Below are 25159 nucleotides of genomic sequence, written 5' to 3'. Positions count from 1 at the left end.
TGGAAGGCGCAAAATAGTCCTTCCATTTTTTCAAGCGGCTGCTATAATCTTGCCTTCTCGCAGCAATGCGGGAAAAGACCGCAGCAAATGGAGAGGTGGCAGAGTGGTCGAATGTACTTGACTCGAAATCAAGCGTACGTTAAATCGTACCGTGGGTTCGAATCCCACCCTCTCCGCCAGAACAAATAGAGAAAGCTCCCGCAAGGGAGCTTTTTTTATTTGTGGCGGCGAAGAGGAGCAAGGCGCCTGCGCGCCTTGCGCGTGGGATTCGAAGACGAGCGCGTACTCGCGCGAGGCTCCCCGAATCGTCAAATTGGTTTTCACGCGTGCGCCAAGGTGGCGTCTACAAAGGCGAGCCGCGCCTTGTACGAGGCTCCCCGAATCGCCCGATCAGTTTTTTGGTTTGGCTACCAGCCCTCAGTTGCAAATCGCCAATAAAACCCCTACCCAACCCAACAATCCCCATGCTAAAATAGCGCCTCGTTCAAACAGGCACGTCAGTTTGAACGAATAGACCGCAGTAAACGGAGAGGTGGCAGAGTGGTCGAATGTACTTGACTCGAAATCAAGCGTACGTTAAATCGTACCGTGGGTTCGAATCCCACCCTCTCCGCCAGAATACATAAGAGAAGCTCCCGCAAGGGAGCTTTTTTTATTCCCCCAAGGTCAAAAGACCACCAGCGCAAAGTCCAGGTAGAAAAACCGCCCAAAGCGCGCAGCGCAAGGCGTTTTTTCCTCCATTCAGACTTTGAAAGCCAGCGTCCCCACTACCGCAAGCTAGTGCACGAGCTTGGCCACCGCAAACGCGACGCCCGACATGGCAATGATCGTCCCCACGCACGACAGGATGACAGCCGACTTCGCCTCAGCCACATCTGACTTGGTCGCATAATTGGAGCGCACCACAGCGAGGTCCAGTTTCAAGCCACTGACATCCGTCTTGAGAACGCCGACATCGGTCTTGAGAGCAGCGACATCCGTTTTCAGACCAGCAACATCCACCTTGAGGCCAGTGACATCCGTTTTCAGACCAGCAACATCCACCTTGATGTCAGCCACATCGACCTTTACATCCTTTACGCCCAGTTTCACACTGGCCATGTCTTTTGCCAGTGCGTTGACTTGCTCGTCCATGGCGCAATCCTCCGTGCTTGTCACTGCATGCTCCTCGCTTTTTTCACCGCTGTCAAACAGTGTCCCGAGGGTATCGCGCATGGCTTTGCTATTGCTTGCCAGGCGTTGCGCCAGCGCCGTCACGCGCTGCAAGTCGGCCATTCCTTCGCCCTGTAGCTGCTCCGTGGCAGTCTGCAACTCCACGGTGATCTGCTCGCTGAGACTGGCTGCGACCTGCAGCCACGCATCGATCTTGCGCTGGCGTGACTGTGGCGTCAGCGCGCCATGCCGCACCTGCGTATCGCTCAGCTTGTGCATGCTGTTCATGCTGCGTCCTCTTCACGTTGGGGCCGATGTCGCCCACGCTACTCTTCGCCGATGGTGTCCGCCTTGACCCCGCTCACCCTATGGTAATCTACCGTATCCCCATCCTGCCCCCACCAATAAATAATGAGCCGATTCTGGAGCACCATCGTCAGCGAGCTGACCCCCTACATCCCGGGCGAGCAACCGAAACTGCCCGGCCTGGTCAAACTCAACACCAACGAAAACCCCTACGGCCCTTCGCCCCAGGTGCTGGCCGCGCTGCGCGCAGCGGCCAACGACAGCCTGCGCCTGTATCCGGACCCTTCCGCCAGCGAATTGAAGCAAACCCTGGCCGATTACCACGGCTTGAGCAGCGCGCAAGTGTTCGTCGGCAACGGTTCCGACGAAGTGCTGGCGCTGGCCTTCATGGCCTTGCTCAAGCACGATGCGCCGCTGCTGTTCCCGGACATCAGCTACAGCTTCTATCCCGTGTATTGCAAGCTGTACGGCATCGATTACCGCACGGTAGCGCTCGACGATGCCATGCGCATCCGTCCGGAAGACTACCAGGGGCCGTGCGGCGCCATCATCTTCCCCAATCCCAACGCGCCGACAGGCGTGGACTTGCCGCTGGCCGGCGTGGAAACCATGCTGCGCGACCATCCCGACGCCGTCGTGGTGGTCGATGAAGCGTATGTGGATTTCGGCGGCGAGAGTGCCGTGGCCCTGGTCGAGCGTTATCCGAACTTGCTGGTGGTGCAGACGTTCTCGAAGTCGCGCTCGCTGGCCGGCTTGCGCGTGGGCAGTGCTTTCGGGCACCCGGACCTGATCGAGGCGCTGGAAAGGGTGAAGAACAGTTTCAATTCGTATCCGCTGGACCGGCTGGCGCTGGCCGGCGCCGTCGCGTCGCTGCACGACGAAGCGTATTTCCAGCAAACGCGCCAGGCCGTGATCGCCAGCCGCGAGCAGTTGACGGCGGACCTGGCGGCGCTGGGCTTCGAGGTGCTGCCCTCGGTGGCCAATTTCGTGTTTGCCCGCCACCCGCAGCATGACGCGGCGCAACTGGCCGCCGGCTTGCGCGCCCGTTCCGTGATCGTGCGCCATTTCAATGCACCGCGCATCAGCCAGTATTTGCGCATCAGCATAGGCAACCCGGACGAATGCGCAGCCCTGGTGGCGGCGCTGCGCGAACTGCTGTGCTGACCTTCTTGCCTGCCAGCCTGGCCGATGGCGAGGCGCTGGCCAGCCTGCGCGTGGCTGCCATGCGCGCAAGCCTGGAGCGCATCGGCCGCTATGACCCGCAGCGGGCGCGCCAGCGCTTCCTGGCCACGTTCGACCCCGATTGCACCTGGCAGTTGCGCCATGACGACACGCTGGCCGGCTTCTATGTGTTGCGGCCGCAAGCGGACTATCTGTTGCTCGACCACCTCTACCTGGCGCCCGGCTACCAGCGGCAAGGCATGGGCGCGGCCGTGCTGGCGCGCGTGTTTGCCGAGGCCGATGCGGCCCGCAAGAGCGTGCGTGTGGGCGCCTTGCGCGGCAGCGAGGCGAACCGTTTCTATGTGCGTCACGGCTTCGTGCCCGATGGCGAGGAAGAGTTCGACCTGTATTATCGGCGCGCCCCCGCGCCTTGAGGCTGCCGGCGGCGACTGTTTGTGCAACAATAATCGGATTCATTCATCGACAGGACGGACAATATGGCAAAAGTGGCATTCATCGGTTTGGGCGTCATGGGTTTCCCCATGGCAGGTCACCTGGCGGCGGGCGGGCACGACGTCACCGTGTACAACCGCAATCCGGCCCGCGCGGCCGCCTGGCTGGAACAGCACAAGGGCAGCAGCGCCGCCACGCCGGCCGCCGCCGCTGCAGGCGCCGAGTTCGTGTTTACGTGCATCGGCAACGATAATGATCTGTATCAAGTCATCCTGGAAGAGGGCGGCTTGCTGTCCGCCATGGCGCCGGGCAGCATCCTGATCGACCATACGACGGCCTCGGCCGAAGCGGCGCGCACCATCCATGCGGCGGCGAAAGAGCAGGGCGTGTTCTTCCTCGACGCGCCCGTGTCCGGCGGCCAGGCGGGCGCGGAAAACGGCAAGCTGACCGTGATGGTTGGCGGCGATGCGGAAGCGTATGCAAGGGCCGAGCCCGTCATCGCGCTGTTCTCGCGCGCCGTCACCTACATGGGTGCCTCCGGTTCCGGCCAGCTCACAAAAATGGTCAACCAGATCTGCATCGCGGGCCTCGTGCAAGCCTTGAGCGAAGGCATCGCCTTTGCGGAAAACGCGGGCCTGGACGCGGCCCTCGTCGTCGACGTGATTTCCAAGGGTGCGGCGCAGTCGTGGCAGCTGGAAAACCGGGGCAAGACCATGATCGAGCGCAAGTTCGACTTCGGCTTCGCCGTCGACCTGATGCGCAAGGACCTGGGCATCTGCCTCGCCGAAGCCAAGCGCAACGGCAGCGACTTGCCCGTGACGACCTTGACGGACCAGTTCTATGGCGAAGTGCAGCAGGCGGGCGGTAACCGCTACGATACATCCAGCCTGATTACCCGCCTGAACAAAAAGTAAGCCCTCAGGCTCATAGTTAAAGAGCGGCGCGTCCCTGCAAAGGGCCGCGCCGCTTGTCGTTTACGCCAGCATCAACCTTAAAACGTCAGTTTCCGGAACATCCGGTTTCAATTTTCATGGAAAAGCATGGACTTCGCTAGCTCATCGTGTATTATTAAAAAACGAGATGAAATGTCCCAATTTTTAAAACATTATGAGCGGACCCGCATGAAAACCAACTCCTCAGCGATAACACGCGTTGTCGACAAGAACATTCCCTACCTGTCTTCCGCCGTCGCCATCTGGCGTCCCCGCGCCGTGCTGCGCAGCTGGCCCGGCGTGGCCATCGCGCTGGTGATCGCCCTGTCGGCCACCTTTATTTCCAGCAATTACGGCGGCCCCCAGTTGCTGTATGCGCTGTTCTTCGGCCTGGCCTTCCACTTCCTCGCATCCGACCCTACCTGCAAGCCCGGCATCGAGTTTTGCAGCAAGGTGCTGCTGCGCACGGGCGTGGCCCTGCTGGGCGCGCGCATCACCTTCAACCAGATCGCTTCCGTGGGCGTGACACCCTTATTGATCGTCGTCGGCGGCCTGGTGGCCACCCTGGGCTTTGGCTATATGCTGGCCAGGTGGCTGAAACGGCCCATCACGGAAGGGATTTTGTCCGGTGGTTCCGTGGCCATCTGCGGCGCCTCGGCCGCGCTGGCCATCTCGGCCGTGCTGCCGCAAACCAAGGAAAACGAGAAATTCACGCTGCTGACGGTGGTGGGCGTGACGTCGCTGTCGACCCTGGCCATGATCGTCTACCCGCTGCTGGTCAAGCTGCTGGGCTTTGACCCGACGGAAGCGGGCGTGTTCATCGGCGGCACCATCCATGACGTGGCGCAAGTGGTGGGCGCCGGCTACCTGGTCAGCAACCACACGGGCGACGTGGCCACCTTCGTGAAACTGACGCGCGTCGCCTGCCTCGTGCCTGTCGTGCTGGGCCTGTCGATCATGTTCAAGCGCAAGGACGGCAAGAGCGAAGTCGATGCGCCGCCGCTGGTGCCGTTTTTCCTGATCGGCTTTGTCTGGCTCGTCATTACCAACAGCCTGGGCCTGATCCCGCAGGAAGTGAATGGCTGGATCAACAATGCTTCGCGCGCCTGCCTCGTCATCGCCATCGCCGCGCTGGGCGTGAAAACGTCGTTCCAGTCGCTGGCCTCGCTGGGCTGGCGTCCCGTGATCATGCTGGTGATGGAAACGGTGTGGATTGCCGCCTTCGTCGCCATTGCCGTCCTGCTGACGCGCTAAGCGAACCGGGCCCGCCATGAAGATCCTCGTCCTCGGCGCCGGCGTGGTCGGCACGGCATCGGCCTGGTATTTGCGCCAGGCGGGCCACGACGTGCGCGTGTTCGAGCGCCAGGCGGGCGCCGCGCAGGAAACCAGCTTCGGCAACGGCGGACAGATTTCCGTCTCGCATGCGGAACCGTGGGCCAATCCCGCCACCCTGCGCAAGGTCGTGCGCTGGCTGGGCAAGGACGATGCGCCGCTGCTGTTCCGGCCCCGCCTCGATACGCTGCAATGGCAATGGGCCTTGCACTACCTGCGCGAATGCCTGCCGTCGCGGGTGGCGCGCAATATGCGCCAGATCGTTGCCCTGGCCGAGTACAGCCGGCAGAGCCTGCAAGCCTTGCGGCGCGAGACGGGCATCGCGTATGACCACCTGGAGCGGGGCATCCTGCATTTTTATACGGAGCAGCAAGAGTTTGACAAATCGCAAGCGGGCGCCGCGCTCTTGCGCGAACTGGGCTGCCCGCGCAACACCGTCAGCGCGGATGAAGTGATACGGCTGGAGCCGGCCCTGGCCCATGCCCGCCGGCACATCGTCGGCGGCGATTTCACGGCCAGCGACGAGTCGGGCGACGTGCATCTGTTTACCACGGCGCTGGCGGCCCGCGCCGCGGCGGCCGGCGCGGATTTCCAGTACGGCACCACAGTGACGCGCCTGCTGGCGGACGGCGAACGCATCACGGGCGTGGAATGCATCGATGCGCACGGGCGCCACCGCCTGGAATACGCGGACGCCGTGGTGGTGGCCATGGGCAGCTTTTCCGCGCCCCTGCTGCAGCCGCTGGGCATACGCTTGATGTTGTATCCGGGCAAGGGTTATTCCGCCACCTATCCGATCCTTGACCCATCCGCCGCACCGACCGTCTCGCTGACGGACGACGGCTACAAATTGGTGTTTTCGCGCCTGGGCGAGCGCTTGCGCGTGGCGGGCACGTGCGAGCTGAACGGCTACACGCGGGAACTCAATCCCGTGCGCTGCGCCGCCATCACGCGCCGCGTGCAGGCGCTGTTTCCCCACGCCTGCGATTACAGCGACCCCGTCTACTGGGCTGGCTTGCGCCCCCTGACGCCGTCGAACGTACCCTACATCGGCGCCACGCGCTACCGCCAGCTGTTCCTCAACACGGGTCACGGCACCCTGGGCTGGACCATGGGCTGCGGCGCGGGCAGGGCGATCGCCGACCTCGTGTCGGGACGCCGGCCGGAAGTCGATTTTGCGTTTTGCGGCGAGCCGCCCCGGCAAGAGACCGCTTTGGTTCAACTTAGGAGAGCACCACGATGAGAGACGACGCCACCCCCAGCCAGCCACCCAGCGGCCTGACCCTGGCCGGCACCACCTACCAGTCGCGCCTGCTGGTGGGCACAGGTAAATACAAGGATTTCGAGGAAACGCGCCTGGCCATCGAAGAGAGCGGCGCCGACATCGTCACCGTGACGATCCGCCGGGTCAACATCGGCCAGGAAAAGGGCGAGCCGAACTTGCTCGACTTCATCCCGCCATCGAAATACACGATCCTGCCCAACACGGGCGGCTGCTACAACGCGCGCGACGCCGTCTACACCTTGCAGCTGGCGCGCGAGCTGCTGGGCGGCCACCCGCTGTGCAAGCTGGAAGTGCTGGGCGATGAAAAGACCTTGTTCCCGAACATGCCGGAAACCTTAAAGGCGGCCGGGGAGCTGGTGCGCGACGGCTTCCAGGTGATGGTGTATTGCAGCGACGACCCCATCCAGGCGCGCATGCTGGAAGACCTCGGCTGCATCGCCGTCATGCCGTTGGCGTCACTGATCGGTTCGGGCATGGGTATTTTGAATCCGTGGAACTTGTCGCTGATCATCGAGCAAGCCCGCGTCCCCGTGCTGGTCGACGCGGGCGTGGGCACGGCGTCGGACGCGGCCATCGCCATGGAACTCGGTTGCGACGGCATCCTGATGAATACCGCCATCGCGGCGGCGCGCGAACCGATACGCATGGCGCGCGCCATGAAACTGGCAGTGCAGGGCGGGCGCGAGGCTTACTTGGCCGGACGCATGCCCCGGAGAGCGAACGCCATGAGCGCTTCGCCCTCGTCGCCGATGGCCGGGCTGATCGCCTGAGCCACCGCATTTACCCGCAATTGCAGCACCGTAGTCGATTATCGTTTCAAGCGTTTATAAAAACCACAATACCTGGAGATGACATGAAACACACACTCGTAGCGGCAGCCATCCTGGCTTCCTTCCTTGCCGGCAACGCCAGCGCCCAATCGTCCGTCACCGTGTACGGCTTGCTCGACGCGGGCCTGACGTCCGAACACGGTGGCGCGGACGGTTCCGTCACCAAGCTGGCCACCGGCGTGCAGTCGGGCAGCCGCATCGGCTTCAAGGGCACGGAAGACCTGGGCAATAATCTGAAAGCTAACTTCTTGCTGGAAAATGGCCTCGACCTCGACACGGGCGCCAACCGCCAGGGCGCCTTGTTCGGACGCAAGGCTTACGTGGGCCTGTCGGGCGGCTTCGGCGCCGTGAACCTGGGCTTGCAGCACAACCCGCTGTTCACCGCGCTGGACAATATCGACCCGTTCGAGACGGGCATGACGGGCGCCTCGATCAACCTGATGAGCGTGGCCAGCCTGCGCACGAAAAATTCCATCATGTACGAGACGCCGAAGGTGAACGGCTTGTCGGCCGCCGTCATGTACGGCCTGGGCGAAAAGCCGGACAGCAACACGCTGGGCCGCACCATCGACTTTTCCATCGACTACGCCAACGGCCCGCTCGTGCTGACCCTGGCCCACGACAACCGCAAGGATACGCCGCTGAACACGGCGAAAGTCACCTTGCTGGGCGGCACCTACGACTTCGGCCCCGCCAAGCTGCACGCCGCGTATGAGACGGACAAGGACGATGCGGGCACGGATTTCCGCAACTACATGCTGGGCGCATCGGCCCCCGTGGGCGCGGCGGGCAGCGTGATGGCTTCGTACATCCGCAAGGATGACCGCACGAATGCGCGCCGCGGCGGGCGCCAGCTGGCCATCGGCTACACGTATGCCTTGTCCAAGCGCACGAATCTGTACACCTCGTACGGCCGCATCAGCAACGATGGCGCGGGTACCAACTTCGTCGGCGATGCATCGAGCGGCGGCAGCGTGCCCTTGCCTGGGCATAACTCGAGCGCCTTTACGGCCGGCATGCGCTTGAAGTTCTAAGCGCGACGGCGCGGCGAGGGATGGCGGCTTGTCTGTTGCGGATAAGCCGCCATTGTTGTTTCAGGAGTGGGGCAAAGTCACGGATTCCGGATTCAGGAATGAAACAGTCCGATTTTTCATGAAATTTCATTGACAGCGCATTTCGCAACCGTTAAATTGAACAAGTATTTCAAATATCGGAACAAAATATACCGATTTTTCATAAAACCGTAAGGAGACTGAGCCATGACCGATTTGTCCGACCAAAAAGCCGCCGCCGCTGCCGTTCCAGTGGGCCCGCAAAAGATGACGCCTTCCGAAGCGTTCGTGGAAACCCTGGCCGCCAATGGCGTGACCGACATGTTCGGCATCATGGGCTCGGCCTTCATGGACCCGATGGATATCTTTGCCCCCGCCGGCATCCGCCTGATTCCCGTCGTGCATGAGCAGGGCGCCGGCCACATGGCTGACGGCTATGCGCGCGTTTCGGGCCGCCATGGCGTCGTCATCGGCCAGAACGGCCCCGGCATCAGCAATTGCGTGACCGCCATCGCCGCCGCCTACTGGGCGCACACGCCCGTCGTGATCATTACTCCCGAGACGGGCACGATGAGCATGGGCCTGGGCGGCTTCCAGGAAGCGAACCAGTTGCCGATGTTCGAGGAATTTACGAAATATCAAGGCCACGTCACCAATCCCGCCCGCATGGCGGAATTCACGGGCCGCTGCTTCGACCGCGCCATGTCGGAAATGGGCCCGACCCAGCTGAATATCCCGCGTGACTATTTCTATGGCGAAATCAAGGCGGAAATCCCGAAACCGAACCGCCTGGACCGCGGCGCCGGCGGCGAGCAAAGCCTGAACGATGCGGCGGAACTGCTGGCCAAGGCCAAGTTCCCCGTGATCATCTCGGGCGGCGGCGTCGTCATGGGCGAAGCCATCGAAGAGTGCAAGGCTCTGGCCGAGCGCCTGGGCGCGCCCGTCGTCAACAGCTATCTGCACAATGACTCGTTCCCCGCCAGCCACCCGCTGTGGTGCGGCCCGCTCGGCTACCAGGGTTCCAAGGCGGCAATGAAACTGATCGCCCAGGCCGACGTCGTCGTCGCCCTCGGCTCGCGCCTGGGACCGTTCGGCACCTTGCCGCAGCACGGCATGGATTACTGGCCGAAGAACGCGAAGATTATCCAGATCGATGCGGACAACAAGATGCTGGGCCTGGTCAAAAAGATTTCGGTGGGCATCTGCGGCGACGCCAAGGCGGCCGCCAAGGCGATTATTGCCCGCCTGGATGGCAAGCAGCTCGATTGCGACGCCACGCGCGAGGAACGCTATGCCACCGTGCAAGCGGAAAAGGCCGCGTGGGAAGAGGAATTGACGAACTGGACGCACGAGAAAGATGCGTACAGCCTGGACATGATCGAAGAGCAAAAGAAAGAGCCGGGCAATTACCTGCACCCGCGCCAGGTCCTGCGTGAGCTGGAAAAAGCCATGCCGGAAGACGTGATGGTGTCGACCGACATCGGCAACATCAATTCGGTGGCGAACAGCTATTTGCGCTTTGAAAAGCCGCGCAGCTTCTTTGCGGCGATGAGCTTTGGCAATTGCGGTTATGCCTTCCCGACGATTATCGGCGCCAAGGTTGCCGCGCCGCACCGTCCGGCCGTGTCGTATGCAGGCGACGGCGCCTGGGGCATGAGCTTGATGGAAACGATGACTTGCGTGCGCCACAACATTCCCGTGACGGCCGTGGTGTTCCACAACCGCCAGTGGGGCGCGGAAAAGAAAAACCAGGTCGATTTCTACAACCGCCGCTTCGTGGCAGGCGAGCTGGACAACCAGAGCTTTGCCGAGATTGCACGGGCCATGGGCGCCGAAGGCATCACGGTCGACAAGCTGGAAGACGTGGGTCCGGCCCTGAAAAAGGCCATCGACATGCAGATGAATGAAGGCAAGACCACCATCATCGAAATCATGTGCACGCGCGAGCTGGGCGACCCGTTCCGCCGCGATGCCCTGAGCAAGCCGATCCGCCACCTGGACAAGTACAAAGACTACGTGTAATCAGTCTGCCCGATCCTTGTATGACCCCGGTAATCGCGCCGGGTTTTATGTGCCGGAACCATGTTTCATGCTTCCATGGTTCCGGCATTTTTTTACCGAATTGGAGTCGCCATGAAAGCCCTGCACCGCATCATCGCGCAAGCCCGCGCCGTGCCGAAAAACATCGTCTTGTGCGAGGGCGGCGACGTGCGCGTGCTGCAGGCGGCCGCGCGTGCGGCCAGCGACGGCCTGGCGCACATCACCATCGTCGGCAAGCCGGCCGCCATCCTGGCCCTGGCGCGCGAACAGGCGCTGGACCTGGATGCCGTGCGCCTGGTCGACCCGGAAACGTCCGACGAGTCGGAACACTATGCCCAGCAATTGTTTGTGCTGCGTCAAGCCAAGGGCATGACGGTGGAGCAGGCGAGGATCGCCGTGCAAGATCCCTTGTGCTACGCCAACCTGATGGTGCGTCTGGGCGACGCGGACGGTTGCGTGGCGGGCGCCGTGCACACGACGGCCGACGTGGTGCGCAGCGCCATCCAGATCATCGGCGTCGCCCCGGCCTTCAAGCTCGTGTCGAGCTTTTTCCTGATGATGCTGTGCGAACCGTTTCACAGCCTGAAGGGCGGTTTCATCTTTTCCGACTGCGCCCTCGTCGTCGACCCGAAGGCGGAGGAATTGGCCGACATCGCCATGGCCGCCGCCGACAGCGCGCAAGCCTTGCTGATGGAAGAGCCGCGCGTGGCCATGCTGTCATTTTCCACCAGCGGCAGCGCCCACCATGCGGCCGTCGACAAGGTGCATGCAGCAACGGACCGGGTCAAGGCCCAGCGTCCGCTGCTGGCCATCGATGGCGACGTGCAGCTCGATGCGGCCATCGTGGCCGAGATTTCGCAAAGAAAAGTCAAGGATTCCGTCGTCAACGGCCGCGCGAACGTGCTGGTGTTCCCGAATCTGGACGCGGGCAATATCGGCTATAAATTGGCCGAACGCATGGGCGGCGCCGTCGCCATCGGCCCCTTGCTGCAAGGCTTGAACAAACCGGCCAACGATCTGTCGCGCGGTTGCTGCGCCGACGACGTGTATAACGTGATTGCCGTCACGTCCGTGCAGGCCCAGGGTGGGCGCTGAGTTGTTCAGCCTGCCCGTGCTGGCGCTGCTGGGCGTGGTGGCGGCGGGCACATATTTCCAGACCGTCACGGGTTTCGGACTGGGCATGATCGTCATGGGCGTGGCCAGCGGCCTGGGCCTGGCGTCTGTGCCCGCGCTGGCGGCCCTCGTCAGTTTGTTGTCCCTGGCCAATTGCCTCGTGGCCTTGCCGGGCGCCTTGCACCACCTGGACTGGCGCGCCATCCGCGCCGCCAGCATCGGCTTGCTGCCGGCCATGGCGGCCGGTGTCTTGCTATTGGGATATCTGGACCAGGCGTATGCGCCCATCCTGAGGCTCTTGCTGGGCGCGGCCATCGTGTATGGCGGCGTCAGCATCCTGCTGCAGGCGCCGCCGGGACCGGGCGCGGCGGATAAACGCAGCTTCTTCATCAGCGGCGTGTGCGGCGGCCTGTTCTCGGGCCTGTTTTCGCTGGCGGGACCGCCGCTCGTGTACCAGTTTTATCGCCAGGAAATGAGTCTGACCACCATCCGCTACAGCCTGATCTTCCTGTTCGCCATCAGCGCGGGCGGGCGCTCGCTGATGGCGGGCAGCCAGGGCCAGCTCGATGCGAAAGTCTTGCTGCTGTGCACGCTGGCCTTGCCCGTCGGCGTGCTGGCCACGATGGCCGGCAAGCGCTATCCGCCACCGATCGCCCAGCGCGGCATGCGCCGCATCGCGTTTGCCGTGCTGACCGCCATCGGCATTTCGCTGATGGCGGCGGCCGTGCCGCAGCTGCTGACCTAGGCCTTGAACGTCAATAAAGGTTTCAGGCGGGCCACCGATTGCAGCAAGCCCGCTTCCTCCTGCGCGGCGATGACGGGACCGATCTTTTTATACGCCATCGGCGCTTCCTCGACGCGGCGCTCTTCGCGCAAAGTCACGCACTGGAACGCCATTTCGTCGCCGCCCACCGTGGGCCGCATGGCGCGCATGGCCTGGCGGCGGATGCTGCGTCCCGCGCCGTGCGAGCACGACCACAGCCAGTCGGGATTGCCCATGCCCGTGGCTACATAGGAATAATCGCCCATGGAACCGGGGATCAGCGCCAGGTCGCCTTCGCGCGCGGGCGTGGCGCCCTTGCGGTGGATGTTCATGTCGTGTTCGCGCAGGATGACGTTGTGCGGCACGTCCACCACCAGGCGGGACTGATCCTGCGCAAACACCTGCGCCAGGCTGTCGCGCACCAGCTCGGCCAATACCATGCGGTTGACCCAGGCATAGCGCGACGCCACGCCCATGGCGTCCATGTACTCGCCGGCCAGTTCACCCGTCAAGCCGTACAGGCCGGACTTCGGATGGCGCACGCCTGCCGGCCACGCTTCTTTGGCGCGGTCCATCCAGCGGCTGCCGACAAAAAAGCCCACGTCGCGGCTGCCGCTGTGGATCATGACGACCACTTCGCCGGGCACCAGTCCGTGCCGGTACGCGGCATGGCGGTCCATGACGGCATCGACCACCTGGATTTCCACGAAGTGGTTGCCCGATCCCGTGGTGCCCAGGCTGGGGTCGCGTATCACTTCGCGCGTGCCCACCAGCGCTTCGGGCGCATGGCGCAAGCCTCCGCCCAGTTCGCGCAAGGCGATGCAATCGTCGAGCTCGCGCAGCAAGCGCTGCTTGTCGACCCGTGGCCACAAGCCATCATTGTGCAGGCTGTCGATGAACGCTTCCGGCCCCACGTCGAACAGGGCGGCAAACGCTTTCGAGCGCAGCGGCACGTTGCGGCCGTCTTCCAGCAGCACATGCTTGAGCTTGGCGAGCAGTTGCGGCTTGCGCGCCTCGAACTGCGCCAGGGTCAAACCCGTCGTGATCAGGCGCATGCCGCAGGCGATGTCCGTGCCGGGGATGGCGGGAATCACCATGTCGGGGCTGGTGGCGACGATGCTGCCTACAGGGGCGATGCTGCCCGGGTGAAAGTCGGGCGTGGCGCAGGCCTTGCAGACATGGCCATCCTGGCCCGGCACGGCGACGGCGGCGAATGCCATCAGCTGGCGCACGGCTTTTTCCTCGATGGGAAAGTTGTGGGGCAGCAGCACGGACGCCTGGGCGTGCGGATTGCTGAGTGTATAAATGCCGTCGGCATAGGCGACAGCGATGCCCTGGCGGCGCAGGGCTTTTTGTAATCTGGATAGGGGAAACACGATTCTGCTCCGGAAATAACGAATGCACGGCCTTTTTGCAAGGGCCATGTTTGTTTTCCACGCAGCAGCGACAGGAAGTGCCGCCAGCTTAGCAAACTTTGTGCGGATTGCAAAGCCGCCGGCCCCGACAGTGCGCACAAGAGGGCGCACGATACGCAGCGCCACTTGCAAAATAATCAAACAGCCCTTATATTCGCGGTTCTTTCTCGAACCTCTTCCTTATTGGAGCCAAAAGTGCCTCGCTTCTTCGCCATCACCTGCTAACGCTGACGAAATGCTCTCTGCAGCATCGTTCGGCGCGTTGACGCCCCCGATTGCTGCGGCACTGTTTTTGCTCCTTCCGCACACGTATCCGAGACGCTAGTCTCGATCGTCCACGCCCGAACACGTCGTCAGCACCCCTGACCCTGTATGGACACGCCCCGGTGAACGCGGCGTGGGACGCTATGTTTTTACAATCTTTGCCCTTATTCAAATACCCGCGCACGCCGCACCTGGAAGGCTCGCGCCTGCAGGATGGCGACGACGGTTCCGACCAGATGCCCCTGAAAAAGCTGGCCGGCCGGTACGTCGTCATCGAGGAAAAAATCGATGGCGCCAACTCCGCCGTGTCGTTCAGCGATGCGGGCGAGGTGCTGCTGCAGTCGCGCGGCCACTACCTGGCGGGCGGCGGCAGCGAACGCCAGTTCAACCTGTTGAAACCGTGGGCGCATGCGCATGAACACGCTTTGCTGCATCTGCTGGAAGATCAATTTGTGCTGTTTGGCGAATGGTCTTACAGCAAGCATTCCGTGTTTTACGACCGCTTGCCGCATTATTTCAACGAGTTCGACGTGTACTGCCGCCGCACGCAGATGTTTTTGTCGACGGCGCGCCGCCACGCCATGCTGGCCGGCTCGCCCGTGCTGTCCGTCCCCGTGCTGTACGCGGGATTGATGCCGACTTCGCCGAAACAGCTGTGGCAGCTGCTGCGCCATTCGCTGGCCAAGTCCCGCCTGTGGCGCGACGCTTTCGAAGGCGTCGTGGCGCGCGAACGGCTGCCGCTGGACCTGTGCTGGAAGCAGACGGACAAGTCCGACCACGCGGAAGGCCTGTACCTGAAGGTGGAAGACGACGAGCAAGTGCTGGCCCGCTACAAGCTGGTGCGGCATGACTTTACGCAAACCATCCTCGACAGCGGCTCGCACCACAGCACGCGTCCATTGATCCCGAATCTGCTGGCCGAGGGCGTCGACCTGTACGCGCCGCAGCCGCTCGTCACGTGGGAGAGCCTGGGCTTGCACACCTGCCAGTCGCTGGACGAACTGGCAACATTTTCAAGGAGTACTAGATGAACTGGAAACAGTTACAACAACTGGTGCCGCCGGCGGGCCAGTCGCCCGATTTCGATGCCTGCCTGGCCGCCTTCCCGCAGCTGGAACTGGCGAAGACGACGCCGCAAAACCCCGTGTACCACGCGGAAGGCGATGTGTGGACGCATACGATGATGGTGGTGGAATCCCTGCTGGCCATGCCCGATTACCAGCAAGCCACGCGGGCGCAGCAGGAAATCGTGTTCCTGGCCGCCTTGCTGCACGACGTGGCCAAGTGCAGCACCACCGTGATCGACCCCGTCACGGGCGCCATCGGCCAGCCCGGCCACTCGCGCAAGGGCGCCCTCGATGCGCGCATCGCCCTGTGGGATGTGGATGTGCCGTTTGCCGTGCGCGAGGAAATCTGTCGCCTGATTAACGTCCATCAAGTGCCGTTCTTTGCGCTGGAACAATCGCGGCGCGGCGTGACGCCCGAGTTCACCGTGCGCGAACTGTCGTGGCAAGTCGATATCCGCTTGCTGGCCATGCTGGCCGAGGCCGATATCCGCGGCAGGATCTGTCCCGATCCGCAGCGCATTCTGGACGCCATCGAACTGTTCCGCGAACTGGCGCGCGAGGAGGGGTGCTATGGCCAGCGCCGGGTGTTTGTCGACGATCACACACGCGTGAAATACTTTCGCGGCGCCGAGGCGCACCCCGATTATTCCCTGTTCCAGGAGCCGGGCTCGCACGTGATCGTCATGTCGGGCTTGCCCGCGTCGGGCAAGAATACGTGGGTGGAGAAGCACCATCCGCGCCTGCCCGTCGTCTCCTTCGACGATGCGCGCATCGCCCTGGGATTGAAGCACGGCAAGAATGAAGGGCAGGTGGGCGACTATGCGGAAGAGCGGGCGCGCGAACTGCTGCGCAAGGGTGAACCGTTCGTGTGGAACGCCACGCATCTGTCCAAACTGATGCGCGAAAAGACGCTCAACCTGCTGTACAAATACCATGCGCAGGTGGAACTCGTGTACCTGGAGCAGCCGCGCAAGGAGCTGCTGCGGCGCAACGGCCAGCGCGACACGTCGCTCAGCAACAAGAAGTTGCAGTCGATGCTGTGGAACTGGGAAATCCCGCTGCCCATGGAAGCGCATGCCGTGCGTTACTGCGTCGATTAGCTCATGCCGGGCTCAAGCGCTCCGAAAGCGCTTGACCGGGCGGGCGCCACGCGCCATGCTGGGCGCATGACACTTGTTTTCCCTTCTTTCCTGTAAGCCTGCCGCAGTTTCGCCCCGCAAGGGGCGGGCCGCCGCATGGCCGCCTTTGATTCCCCTACATCATCGTCGCGCGTTGCCGCCCCATCCGGGGTGCGCCTGCGCGCGCCACAAGGAAAAGAACATGAAAACAATGCATCTCGCCGTCGCCGGCGCTTCCGGCCAACTGGGGTCCCTCGTCGTCAATGAACTCATCGGGCATCGCGCCGGCCGGCCCGGCATGGCGCTCACGGCCATCACCCGCACGCCTGAGCGCCACGCGGCTTGGCAGCAGCAGGGCATCAATGTGCGCTGCGGCGACTTTGACCAGCCGCAAGGCCTGGCTAGCGCCTTCCACGGCGTCGAGCGCCTGTTGTTGATCAGCACGAATACCCTCGACGGTACGGGCCGCCGCGTGGCACAGTACCGCCATGCCATCGAGGCGGCGCGCCAGGCGGGCGTGGCGCATATCGTCTACACCTCGTTCCTGCAGCCGCAGGAGGGCAAGCGCTCGCTGCTGAACGACGACCACCGGGCCACGGAAGCGTTGCTGGCGGGCAGCGGCATGGCCCATACGATCTTGCGCAACGCGTTTTACCAGGATTTGCTGCTCGTGGTGCTGGGCACTGCCGCCGTGGATGGCCGGCTGCAAACGGCCATGGGGCAAGGCCACGTGTCGTACGTGGCGCGCGAAGATTGCGCGCATGCGGCTGCTGCGGCGCTATCGGATGGCTATCCTGGCAGCCGCATCCTGGACATCACGGGGCCCGCCGCCCCCGATGCGCCGGCGCTGGCCGCCATGGCCGCCTTGCTGTCTGGCAAGCCTGTCGAGGTCGTGAATCTCGATGCGGAGGAACGGGCGCGCCATTTCATCGCCACCGGCATGCCGGCGCCGATGGCGCAGATGCTGGCAGGCATCGAGCGCTGGCTGGCCACCGATGCGATGCACATCGTCAGCGATGACTATCGCGCGCTGACGGGCCGGCAGGCGTCACCCGTGCCAGCCTTCCTGCATGCGCATCGCCGCCAGTTGCTGGCGCTTCCGCCGGCATAGCGGCTACTTTTTGCGTCCACCGAGCAACTGCGCGATCTCGCTGAACAGCTCATTGTTCAGCGAGGCGGGCAGGGTGGTGGCCAGGCTGCGGCTGTAGTAGGCGCCCAGGTCCAGGCCCAGTCCCAGCCCGCAGATTTCCACCGCGCCCTGCGCTTCGCGGCGCGCCACCACTTGCTTTAAATGTTGCGCCAGATAAAACTCGTCGTTGGCCAGATTCGTGGCTGTATCCATCGGGCAACCGTCGGATACGACGAGCAGGATGCGCCGCCGTTCCGGGCGCGCCAGCATGCGCGTGCACGCCCAGTCCACGGCTTCGCCATCGACGCCTTCGCGGTACAGGTCCGCTTTCAGCAGGGCCGCGATGTCGGGCCGCGCGCGGCGCCAGCTCGTATCGCCCTCCTTGAAGACCATGTGCACCAGTTCGTTCAAGCGGCCCGGCTGGGCGGGCGAGCGGGCGCGCATCCAGTCGCGCTTGACTCTTCCCCCGTTCCAGGCACCCGTCGTAAAGCCCAGCAACTCCGTGGCGATGCCCGCCTGGTCCAGCGCGCGCAGCAGAATGTCGAGCAGCACGGCCACGGATTCCGCATGCGTCTTCATGGAGCCGGAGCAATCGACGAGGAAGGTGACGAGGCAATCGGCTTGCGGCAGGAATTGTTCCTTGCGGAACAGCCGGCGTTCGGACGGCGAACTGATCAGCTGAGCCAGGCGCCGGCCATCGATATAACCCTCTTCCTCGCCGAACGACCAGCCGTCGCGTTGCGGCACGGCCAGCAATTGCGTGAAACGCCGCGCCAGGCGGGCCGTGTTGATGCCCAGGCTGGCGATGCGCGCATCCATGCGTTCGCGGTACTCGAGCAGCAGGGCGCGGCGCACCAGTTCGCCCGCTTTTTCTTCGCGGTCATAAGCCGTGGAGTACGCCCTGTAGCCGCCGTTGCCGTCGCTATCGTTGAAAGCGCGGCTGTCGCCCAGCGGCGCGGCATCGGGCAGGTGGTCGTTGTCGCTGTCGAAATCGAGCAGCAGCTTGAAGGCCGCCTGCGCCCTGGCGTCGCCCGCGTCGTCCTGGTCGCCTTCGCGCTTCGCCTGCTCGTCTTGCAGCATGGCGTCGACGGCGTGGGCGATGGCCAGCGCGTGGCGCGCAAAGGCCGCCTGGTCCGTTCGGTGGCGGCGCAAGCCCGCCAGGTCGCCGCTCAGTTGCGAAGACACGGACCAGCGCGTGGCCTCGATGAAATCCTCCGTCTTTTCCAGCACGGGCCGGGCCGTCAGGCGCGACCAGCACATCTGGAACACCGTGTACAACAGCAGGCCCGACGCGCCTTCGGCCAGGCCGGAATCGTAGAACGCATGCGACCAGGCCGTGAAACGGTGGCGCAGGTTGTGCGCCACGCCCGCATGTTGATCTGGCGCAAGCGTTTCCACCCTGAGCTGTTCCAGCAATTCGAAGACGAGCCGCGCCACGGGTTCCACCGGGCACAAGGACTTGTGCAGGGCGGCGTCCGTGTGCAGCAAACGCAGGGCCACGCTGTCGGCCGCGCCGCGCAGCGAGGGCAAATCCTGCAGCGTGGCATTGGGCTGCAGATGGGCGGAGTGGATGGGCAGCGGGCGGTGGCCGTCGTGCAGGCGCCGGCCCCGGTAGCGGATGGAGGCAACGCCGCTCAGCGCGCGGATGGCGCCCGCGCACAACTCGTCCGTTTCCTGCTGCTCGCGCGTGTAGGCGGCAGGCGCGGTCGCTTCCGTGCTCATGCCTGGCTCGCCAGCAATTCCTCATTGAAACAGCGCTGGTAGTACTCGGCCACCATGGGCCGCTCGGCCTCGTCGCATTTGTTGAGGAAGGACAGGCGGAAAGCCAGCGCCGGGTCGCGGAAGATCTGGCAATTTTCCGCCCAGGTAATCACCGTGCGCGGCGACATCAGGCACGCCAGGTCGCCAGCCGCATAACCGTGGCGCGTCAGGCTGGCCACGGCCACCATGGCGGCTGCCAGTTGGCGGCCCGCCTCGTCGTTCATGGCGGGGACCCTGGCCAGCACAATCTCGGCTTCTTCCGCCTGCGGCAAATAGTTCAGGGTGGCAACGATGTTCCAGCGGTCGATCTGCGCGTGATTGAGTACCTGCGTGCCGTGGTACATGCCGTTCAAGTTGCCGAGTCCCACCGTATTCGACGTGGCGAACAGGCGGAAGTGGGGATGCGGCGTGATGACCCGGTTCTGGTCGAGCAGGGTGAACTTGCCGTCGCGTTCCAGAATGCGCTGGATGACGAACATCACGTCGGGGCGGCCCGCGTCGTACTCGTCGAAGATCAGGGCCACGGGGCGTTGCAGCGACCAGGGCACGATGCCTTCCTGGAATTCCGTCACCTGCTGCTGTTCGCGCAGCACGATGGCGTCCTTGCCGACCAAGTCCAGGCGACTGATGTGGCCGTCGAGGTTGACGCGCACGCAAGGCCAGTTCAGGCGCGCCGCCACCTGCTCGATGTGCGTGGACTTGCCCGTGCCGTGCAAGCCTTGCACCATCACGCGGCGGTTGTGGGTGAAGCCGGCCAGGATCGCCAGGGTCACATCCTTGTTGAAGCGGTAGGCGGGGTCGATGTCGGGCACGTGCGGGTCGCGTTCCGTGAAGACGGGCACGAGCAGGTCGCTGTCGATGTGGAACAGGCTGCGCACGGACTGCAAGGTTTGCGCCGCTGCGGCGGGGGGATGTTGGCGTGAATCTGGCACCTTGTTCTCCTGTGAAACCGCAGCGGGGGCGCTACGGGGTTATGAATTACCTGCCTGCAATGCGTCGTCGTCCCCGCCCGTCGTCGGCATGGTTTCCGATTCGATGGCGGCCAGGGCTTGCGCGGCGCGTTGCAATGCTGGCAAGAAATGTAAAGCCTTGTCGTGCGTCAAACGGATGATGGGCGCCTGGATGGCCACGGCCAGGTTCGAGCGGCCGTTCGGGTTCGGCACCAGCACGGCCACGCACAGCAGGCCGGGCAAGAATTCCTCGTCGTCCAGCGCATAGCCGTTGCGGCGCACCAGTTCCAGTTCGCGTTCCAGCTTGACGGGGTCCGTTTCCGTCTTGTCCGTAAAGCGCGTCAATTCCATGTGGCCCAGCAGGCGGCGCCGTTGCACGGGCGTCATTTGCGCCAGGAACAGCTTGCCGCTGGACGAGCAGTGGGCCGGCACCCGCGAACCGGGATGCAGGTAGAAGCGCAGCGGGGCCGCCGTTTCCACCCGGTCCAGGTACACGACTTCGCTGCCGCTGAAGGCCGTCAGGTTGCAGCTTTCGCCCACTTCCTCGACCAGCTGGCGCAAGACCATGCGGCGGGCGCCATGGAAAGTGTTGTTAATCAGTAGGTTCGATGCGAGGCGGCGCAGGCGCACGCCCGTGCTGTAGTGGCGGCCATCGCTTTCGCGCTGCAGCACGCCCACGCTTTCCAGCTGTTGCAGCATGCGGTGCAGGGTGGGCTTCGGCAAGCCCGTTTCTTCCACCAGCGCTTGCAGCGACAGCAACTGGTCTTTTTCGGCAATCACTTCCAGCAAGGCAAACAAACGCATCGTGGGCGTGTCGCCTTCCAGTTTTTCCGGCTCAAGTTTTGGGGATGAAATCATGTCCATGGTGGCCTCGGTTGGGTAGCTCTGAGTGTGACGTCAGCTTATTTCATTTTCGAACTCAAATTGTACCGTTTCCTTGAAAATCTGTTTGACTTTTGATTGCCGAACGCTTAAATTGAATTGTATATCAAATTTCGGAACAAAATATACCGATTTTTGATAAATTAATTGATAATTCGCTGCACTTCATCACCACAGACTAGGAGACACCCATGAATGACATGACCGAGCAAAAAGCCGCCGCCGCAGCGGCCATCCCCACCGGCCCGCAAAAGATGACGCCTTCCGAAGCGTTCGTGGAAACCCTGGCCGCCAATGGCGTGACCGACATGTTCGGCATCATGGGCTCGGCCTTCATGGATCCGATGGATATCTTCGCCCCCGCCGGCATCCGTTTGATCCCCGTCGTGCACGAGCAGGGCGCCGGCCACATGGCCGACGGCTATGCGCGCGTTTCGGGCCGCCACGGCGTCGTCATCGGCCAGAACGGCCCCGGCATCAGCAATTGCGTGACCGCCATCGCCGCCGCCTACTGGGCGCATACGCCGGTGGTCATCATTACTCCCGAGACGGGCACGATGAGCATGGGCCTGGGCGGCTTCCAGGAAGCGAACCAGTTGCCGATGTTCGAGGAATTTACGAAATATCAAGGTCACGTGACCAATCCCGCCCGCATGGCGGAATTCACGGGCCGCTGCTTCGACCGCGCCATGTCGGAAATGGGGCCGACGCAATTGAATATCCCGCGTGACTATTTCTATGGCGAAATCAAGGCCGAGATCCCGAAACCGAACCGCCTGGACCGTGGCGCCGGCGGCGAGCAAAGCCTGAACGATGCGGCGGAATTGCTGGCGAAGGCCAAGTTCCCCGTGATCATCTCGGGCGGCGGCGTCGTCATGGGCGAAGCGATCGAAGAGTGCAAGGCCCTGGCCGAGCGCCTGGGCGCGCCCGTCGTCAACAGCTATCTGCACAATGACTCCTTCCCCGCCAGCCACCCGCTGTGGTGCGGCCCGCTCGGCTACCAGGGTTCCAAGGCGGCCATGAAACTGATCGCCCAGGCCGACGTCGTCGTGGCCCTCGGTTCGCGCCTGGGACCGTTCGGCACCTTGCCGCAGCACGGCATGGATTACTGGCCGAAAAACGCCAAGATCATCCAGATCGACGCGGACAACAAGATGCTCGGGCTGGTCAAGAAAATCTCGGTGGGCATCTGCGGCGACGCCAAGGCGGCCGCCAAGGCGATTATTGCCCGCCTGGATGGCAAGAAGCTCGATTGCGACGCCACGCGCGACGCACGCTATGCCACCGTGCAAGCGGAGAAGGCCGCATGGGAAGAGGAATTGACGAACTGGACCCATGAAAAGGATGCGTACAGCCTGGACATGATCGAAGAGCAAAAGAAAGAGCCGGGCAATTACCTGCACCCGCGCCAGGTCTTGCGCGAGCTGGAAAAAGCCATGCCGGAAGACGTGATGGTGTCGACCGACATCGGCAACATCAACTCGGTGGCCAACAGTTACCTGCGCTTCGAAAAGCCGCGCAGCTTCTTTGCGGCGATGAGCTTTGGCAATTGCGGTTATGCGTTCCCGACGATTATCGGCGCCAAGGTTGCTGCGCCGCACCGTCCGGCCGTGTCGTATGCGGGCGACGGCGCCTGGGGCATGAGCTTGATGGAAACGATGACGTGCGTGCGCCACAACATTCCCGTCACGGCCGTGGTGTTCCACAACCGCCAGTGGGGCGCGGAAAAGAAAAACCAGGTGGATTTCTACAACCGCCGCTTCGTGGCAGGCGAGCTGGACAACCAGAGCTTCGCGGAAATCGCCCGGGCCATGGGCGCCGAAGGCATCACGGTCGACAAGCTGGAAGACGTGGGCCCGGCCCTGAAAAAGGCCATCGACATGCAGATGAATGAAGGCAAGACCACCATCATCGAAATCATGTGCACGCGCGAGCTGGGCGACCCGTTCCGCCGCGATGCGCTGAGCAAACCGATCCGCCACCTGGACAAGTACAAAGACTATGTTTAATTAAGTGAGCCAGCCTGTGGGAATGGGCTGTGACCAAATTCTCACAGATTGTCACGAAAGCATCATAATTTCATTAAAGAATACAAGGCGTCCCGTTTTTTGAATTATTTGATTTGACAAGGCCATGCTTAAGGCTTAAATTCAATAAAAGACAAAAAACGGAACGTAGCGTATCAAAAACGATTTACGGAGACAACCATGAACCACCCTGTACCGCACACTGACGCCGTCACCACGGATTTCCTGCAAGCGTTCGGCGATGCCTGGAACCGCCACGATATCGAGGCCCTGATGGCCGCCATGGCCGACGATTGCGAATTCCATGCCGTCGCCGGTCCTGAGCTTCTGGGCAAGAGCTTCATCGGCCGCGACGCCGTGCGCGCCGGCTTCGAGCTGGCCTGGCAAACCTTCCCCGACGCGGCCTGGCTCAACCCCGTGCATTTCGTCAGCGGCGAACGCGGTGTGACGGAGTCGACCTTTGCCGGCACCAAGGCGGACGGCACGCGCATCGAAGCGCGCATGGTCGATATCTTCACTTTCCGCGACGGCAAGATCGCAGTCAAGAATGCTTTCCGCAAGGATCGCCCACCCGTCGTCACAGTCTGAGCCAGCACGTTCACCAGGAATGACCATGAACAAACCTGTCGACACCCCGCCTGGCGTAATGGGCAACAACAGCACCGCCGCCCGCTCGCCCTACGACCCCGCCTTCGATCCGCTGGTGGCCCAGCGCCCCGGCCATGGCAATGCCTACGCGCCCACCTACTGGATCGGCACGGCCGGCGAGCCGCCCGCCGACGACGGCCCCATCACGCATGACATCGACGTCGACGTGGCCATCATCGGCTCGGGTTTTACCGGCCTGTCCTGCGCCATCTTTTTGGCCCAGGAACACGGCATCAAGGCCACCGTGCTGGAAGCGAACCGGGTCAGCTGGGGCTGCAGCACGCGCAATGGCGGCCAGGCCCAGTGCACGACGGGCCGCCTGAAGCGTTCGCAGTGGATAGACCGTTATGGCCTGGACACGGCCCTGAAACTGCACGCGGAAGTGTGCGACGCGATGGAAACGTTCAAGAAGATCACGGCCGACATCGATTGCGACCCGCAGCCGGGCGGCCACCTGTACATCGCCCACAAGGCGAAAGCCATGCCCGCGCTGGAAAAAGAAGCCAAGGTGATGCGCGAGATCTTCAAGTACGACGCCCGCATCCTCGACGCCGACACCGTCAAGCGCGAGTACGTCGACGACAAGGAAGCGGCCGGCGCGCTGCACGAGCCGGAAGGCATCGGCATCCATGCGGGCAAGCTGGCCTTCGGCTACCTGCGCAAGGCGCGCGCGCTGGGCGCCAAGGTGCATCCGTCCAGCCCCGTGATGGGCTGGGAGACGCGCAATGGCGTACATTATCTGCAAACGCCGGGCGGCGTGGTGCGTGCCCGTTCCGTGGCCGTGGCCACGGGCGGCTACACCTCGCCGCACTTGCATCCGCAAGTGAAGAACCGCTTGCTGCCGATTCTGTCGAACTCGCTCGTCACGCGCCCGTTGACCCCGGCGGAAATCGAGGCGTGCAACTTCCGCACCCACCAGGTGATCACGGATACGCGCATCTTGCGCCACTACTACCGCTTGATGCCGGACAACCGCGTGCAGATCGGCAGCCGCAGCGCCATCACGGGCGCCGACGCGCCGGACGACAAATACAAACAGTTTTTGATCAACGATCTGCACCGCAAGTTCCCCGCGCTGACGGGTATCGGCATCGATTACTCGTGGTGGGGCTGGGTCGACGTCAGCCACGACATGATGCCGCGCATCGTGCAACCGGACCCGAAGCAATCGATCTTCTATTCGCTCGGCTACGGCGGCAACGGCGTCATGTATTCGGCGCAGGCGGGCCGGCGCATGGCCGAGCGCATCGCCGGCAAGGCCAGCGACACGGGCTTGCCGATCTTCAATTCGAAACTGCCGTATCCCAACATGATGGAACTGGTCGAGTCGCAAGCGTTCGCCCCGTTCCGCCGCCTGGGCCAGCGCTTCCTGTACCGCTGGTATCACCTGAAGGATGAAGTGTTTTAAATAGTAATAGCAGTAGCCGTACTAAGCCGCCGTATGAGTTGACATAGAGCAACCAACGGCGCCTCCCGCAA

21 protein-coding genes and 2 tRNA genes are annotated in these 25159 nt (G+C 63.1%); 18 read left to right on the top strand and 5 right to left on the bottom strand.

The features are described from left to right. Positions 1-89: 89 nt before the first annotated feature. Together O0881_RS14745 and O0881_RS14740 are read left to right on the top strand one after the other, a co-directional pair. Positions 90-179: transfer RNA gene (locus tag O0881_RS14745), tRNA-Ser, on the top strand. Positions 180-526: 347 nt separating this feature from the next. Then, positions 527-616 (top strand) — tRNA-Ser (locus O0881_RS14740). A gap of 161 nt (positions 617-777) precedes the next feature. Here the strand turns inward: O0881_RS14740 and O0881_RS14735 are convergent. Then, positions 778-1440 (bottom strand): hypothetical protein, encoded by a 663-nt coding sequence (locus tag O0881_RS14735; RefSeq protein ID WP_289911918.1) that lies wholly within the window; start codon positions 1438-1440, stop codon positions 778-780. A 123-nt stretch (positions 1441-1563) separates the two neighbouring features. On the opposite strand from O0881_RS14735, the gene hisC reads away from it, so the two are divergent. From hisC to O0881_RS14685, 10 genes are all read left to right on the top strand, one after another. Then, on the top strand, positions 1564-2622 hold the full coding sequence (gene hisC / locus O0881_RS14730) for a histidinol-phosphate transaminase (RefSeq protein ID WP_289911917.1): 1059 nt from the start codon (positions 1564-1566) through the stop codon (positions 2620-2622). Further along, positions 2616-3053 (top strand): GNAT family N-acetyltransferase, encoded by a 438-nt coding sequence (locus O0881_RS14725; protein ID WP_289911916.1) that lies wholly within the window; start codon positions 2616-2618, stop codon positions 3051-3053. Before hisC ends, O0881_RS14725 begins: the two co-directional genes overlap by 7 nt. Positions 3054-3116: 63 nt before the next feature. Next, on the top strand, positions 3117-3986 hold the full coding sequence (locus O0881_RS14720) for an NAD(P)-dependent oxidoreductase (RefSeq protein WP_099664806.1): 870 nt from the start codon (positions 3117-3119) through the stop codon (positions 3984-3986). Positions 3987-4193: 207 nt separating this feature from the next. Then, on the top strand, positions 4194-5258 hold the full coding sequence (locus O0881_RS14715) for a YeiH family protein (protein WP_251352042.1): 1065 nt from the start codon (positions 4194-4196) through the stop codon (positions 5256-5258). Positions 5259-5274: 16 nt separating this feature from the next. Next, positions 5275-6579, top strand: coding sequence for a D-amino acid dehydrogenase (locus tag O0881_RS14710; protein ID WP_289911915.1), 1305 nt, complete (start codon positions 5275-5277; stop codon positions 6577-6579). Next, positions 6576-7391, top strand: a complete 816-nt coding sequence (locus O0881_RS14705) for a thiazole synthase (RefSeq protein WP_289911914.1) — start codon at positions 6576-6578, stop codon at positions 7389-7391. Before O0881_RS14710 ends, O0881_RS14705 begins: the two co-directional genes overlap by 4 nt. An 83-nt stretch (positions 7392-7474) precedes the next feature. Beyond that, the gene (locus O0881_RS14700) at positions 7475-8485 is read left to right on the top strand and encodes a porin (protein ID WP_289911913.1); all 1011 of its coding nucleotides are present in this window, start codon (positions 7475-7477) and stop codon (positions 8483-8485) included. Positions 8486-8710: 225 nt separating this feature from the next. Beyond that, positions 8711-10525, top strand: a complete 1815-nt coding sequence (xsc, locus tag O0881_RS14695) for a sulfoacetaldehyde acetyltransferase (protein ID WP_289911912.1) — start codon at positions 8711-8713, stop codon at positions 10523-10525. Positions 10526-10636: 111 nt separating this feature from the next. Next, positions 10637-11638, top strand: coding sequence for a phosphate acetyltransferase (pta, locus tag O0881_RS14690; RefSeq protein ID WP_289911911.1), 1002 nt, complete (start codon positions 10637-10639; stop codon positions 11636-11638). Position 11639: 1 nt separating this feature from the next. Beyond that, positions 11640-12401, top strand: coding sequence for a TSUP family transporter (locus O0881_RS14685; RefSeq protein WP_289911910.1), 762 nt, complete (start codon positions 11640-11642; stop codon positions 12399-12401). Here O0881_RS14685 and O0881_RS14680 read toward each other — a convergent pair. Further along, a complete protein-coding gene (locus O0881_RS14680) occupies positions 12398-13795 on the bottom strand; it encodes an RtcB family protein (RefSeq protein ID WP_289911909.1) in 1398 nt (465 codons plus the stop codon). The two genes, O0881_RS14685 and O0881_RS14680, sit on opposite strands and share 4 nt — an antisense overlap. 446 nt (positions 13796-14241) lie before the next feature. On the opposite strand from O0881_RS14680, the gene O0881_RS14675 reads away from it, so the two are divergent. The 3 genes from O0881_RS14675 (at position 14242) to O0881_RS14665 (ending at position 17394) form a co-directional block, all read left to right on the top strand. Beyond that, positions 14242-15129 (top strand): RNA ligase family protein, encoded by an 888-nt coding sequence (locus O0881_RS14675; RefSeq protein WP_289911908.1) that lies wholly within the window; start codon positions 14242-14244, stop codon positions 15127-15129. Beyond that, complete coding sequence (locus tag O0881_RS14670) at positions 15126-16265, top strand: AAA family ATPase (RefSeq protein WP_289911906.1); 1140 nt, start codon at positions 15126-15128, stop codon at positions 16263-16265. Before O0881_RS14675 ends, O0881_RS14670 begins: the two co-directional genes overlap by 4 nt. A 220-nt stretch (positions 16266-16485) precedes the next feature. Then, positions 16486-17394: an NAD(P)H-binding protein gene (locus O0881_RS14665; protein ID WP_289911905.1), complete on the top strand. Its 909-nt coding sequence runs from the start codon at positions 16486-16488 to the stop codon at positions 17392-17394. A gap of 3 nt (positions 17395-17397) precedes the next feature. On the opposite strand, the gene O0881_RS14660 is transcribed toward O0881_RS14665, so the two are convergent. The 3 genes from O0881_RS14660 to O0881_RS14650 are packed head-to-tail and all read right to left on the bottom strand — an operon-like array spanning position 17398 to position 20987. Next, on the bottom strand, positions 17398-19134 hold the full coding sequence (locus O0881_RS14660) for a cobalt chelatase (protein WP_289911904.1): 1737 nt from the start codon (positions 19132-19134) through the stop codon (positions 17398-17400). After that, positions 19131-20105, bottom strand: a complete 975-nt coding sequence (locus tag O0881_RS14655; protein WP_289911903.1) for an AAA family ATPase — start codon at positions 20103-20105, stop codon at positions 19131-19133. The genes O0881_RS14660 and O0881_RS14655 overlap by 4 nt, the downstream gene beginning before the upstream one ends. Before the next feature lie 39 nt (positions 20106-20144). Continuing rightward, positions 20145-20987, bottom strand: coding sequence for an IclR family transcriptional regulator (locus O0881_RS14650; RefSeq protein WP_099664793.1), 843 nt, complete (start codon positions 20985-20987; stop codon positions 20145-20147). Between the two features lie 218 nt (positions 20988-21205). Here O0881_RS14650 and xsc (O0881_RS14645) point away from each other — a divergent pair, with 218 nt between their 5' ends. From xsc (O0881_RS14645) to O0881_RS14635, 3 genes are all read left to right on the top strand, one after another. Beyond that, entirely contained in the window at positions 21206-23014 is a 1809-nt protein-coding gene (gene xsc, locus O0881_RS14645; protein WP_289906731.1) for a sulfoacetaldehyde acetyltransferase, read from the top strand. Between the two features lie 198 nt (positions 23015-23212). Continuing rightward, on the top strand, positions 23213-23620 hold the full coding sequence (locus tag O0881_RS14640; protein WP_034788413.1) for a nuclear transport factor 2 family protein: 408 nt from the start codon (positions 23213-23215) through the stop codon (positions 23618-23620). A gap of 58 nt (positions 23621-23678) precedes the next feature. Next, positions 23679-25088 (top strand): FAD-dependent oxidoreductase, encoded by a 1410-nt coding sequence (locus O0881_RS14635; protein WP_289912235.1) that lies wholly within the window; start codon positions 23679-23681, stop codon positions 25086-25088. Positions 25089-25159 lie beyond the last annotated feature (71 nt).

It is taken from the genome of Janthinobacterium sp. SUN100, assembly GCF_030397705.1.
Lineage (GTDB): Bacteria > Pseudomonadota > Gammaproteobacteria > Burkholderiales > Burkholderiaceae_D > Janthinobacterium > Janthinobacterium kumbetense.
This window is presented reverse-complemented; position numbering and strand designations above follow the sequence as displayed.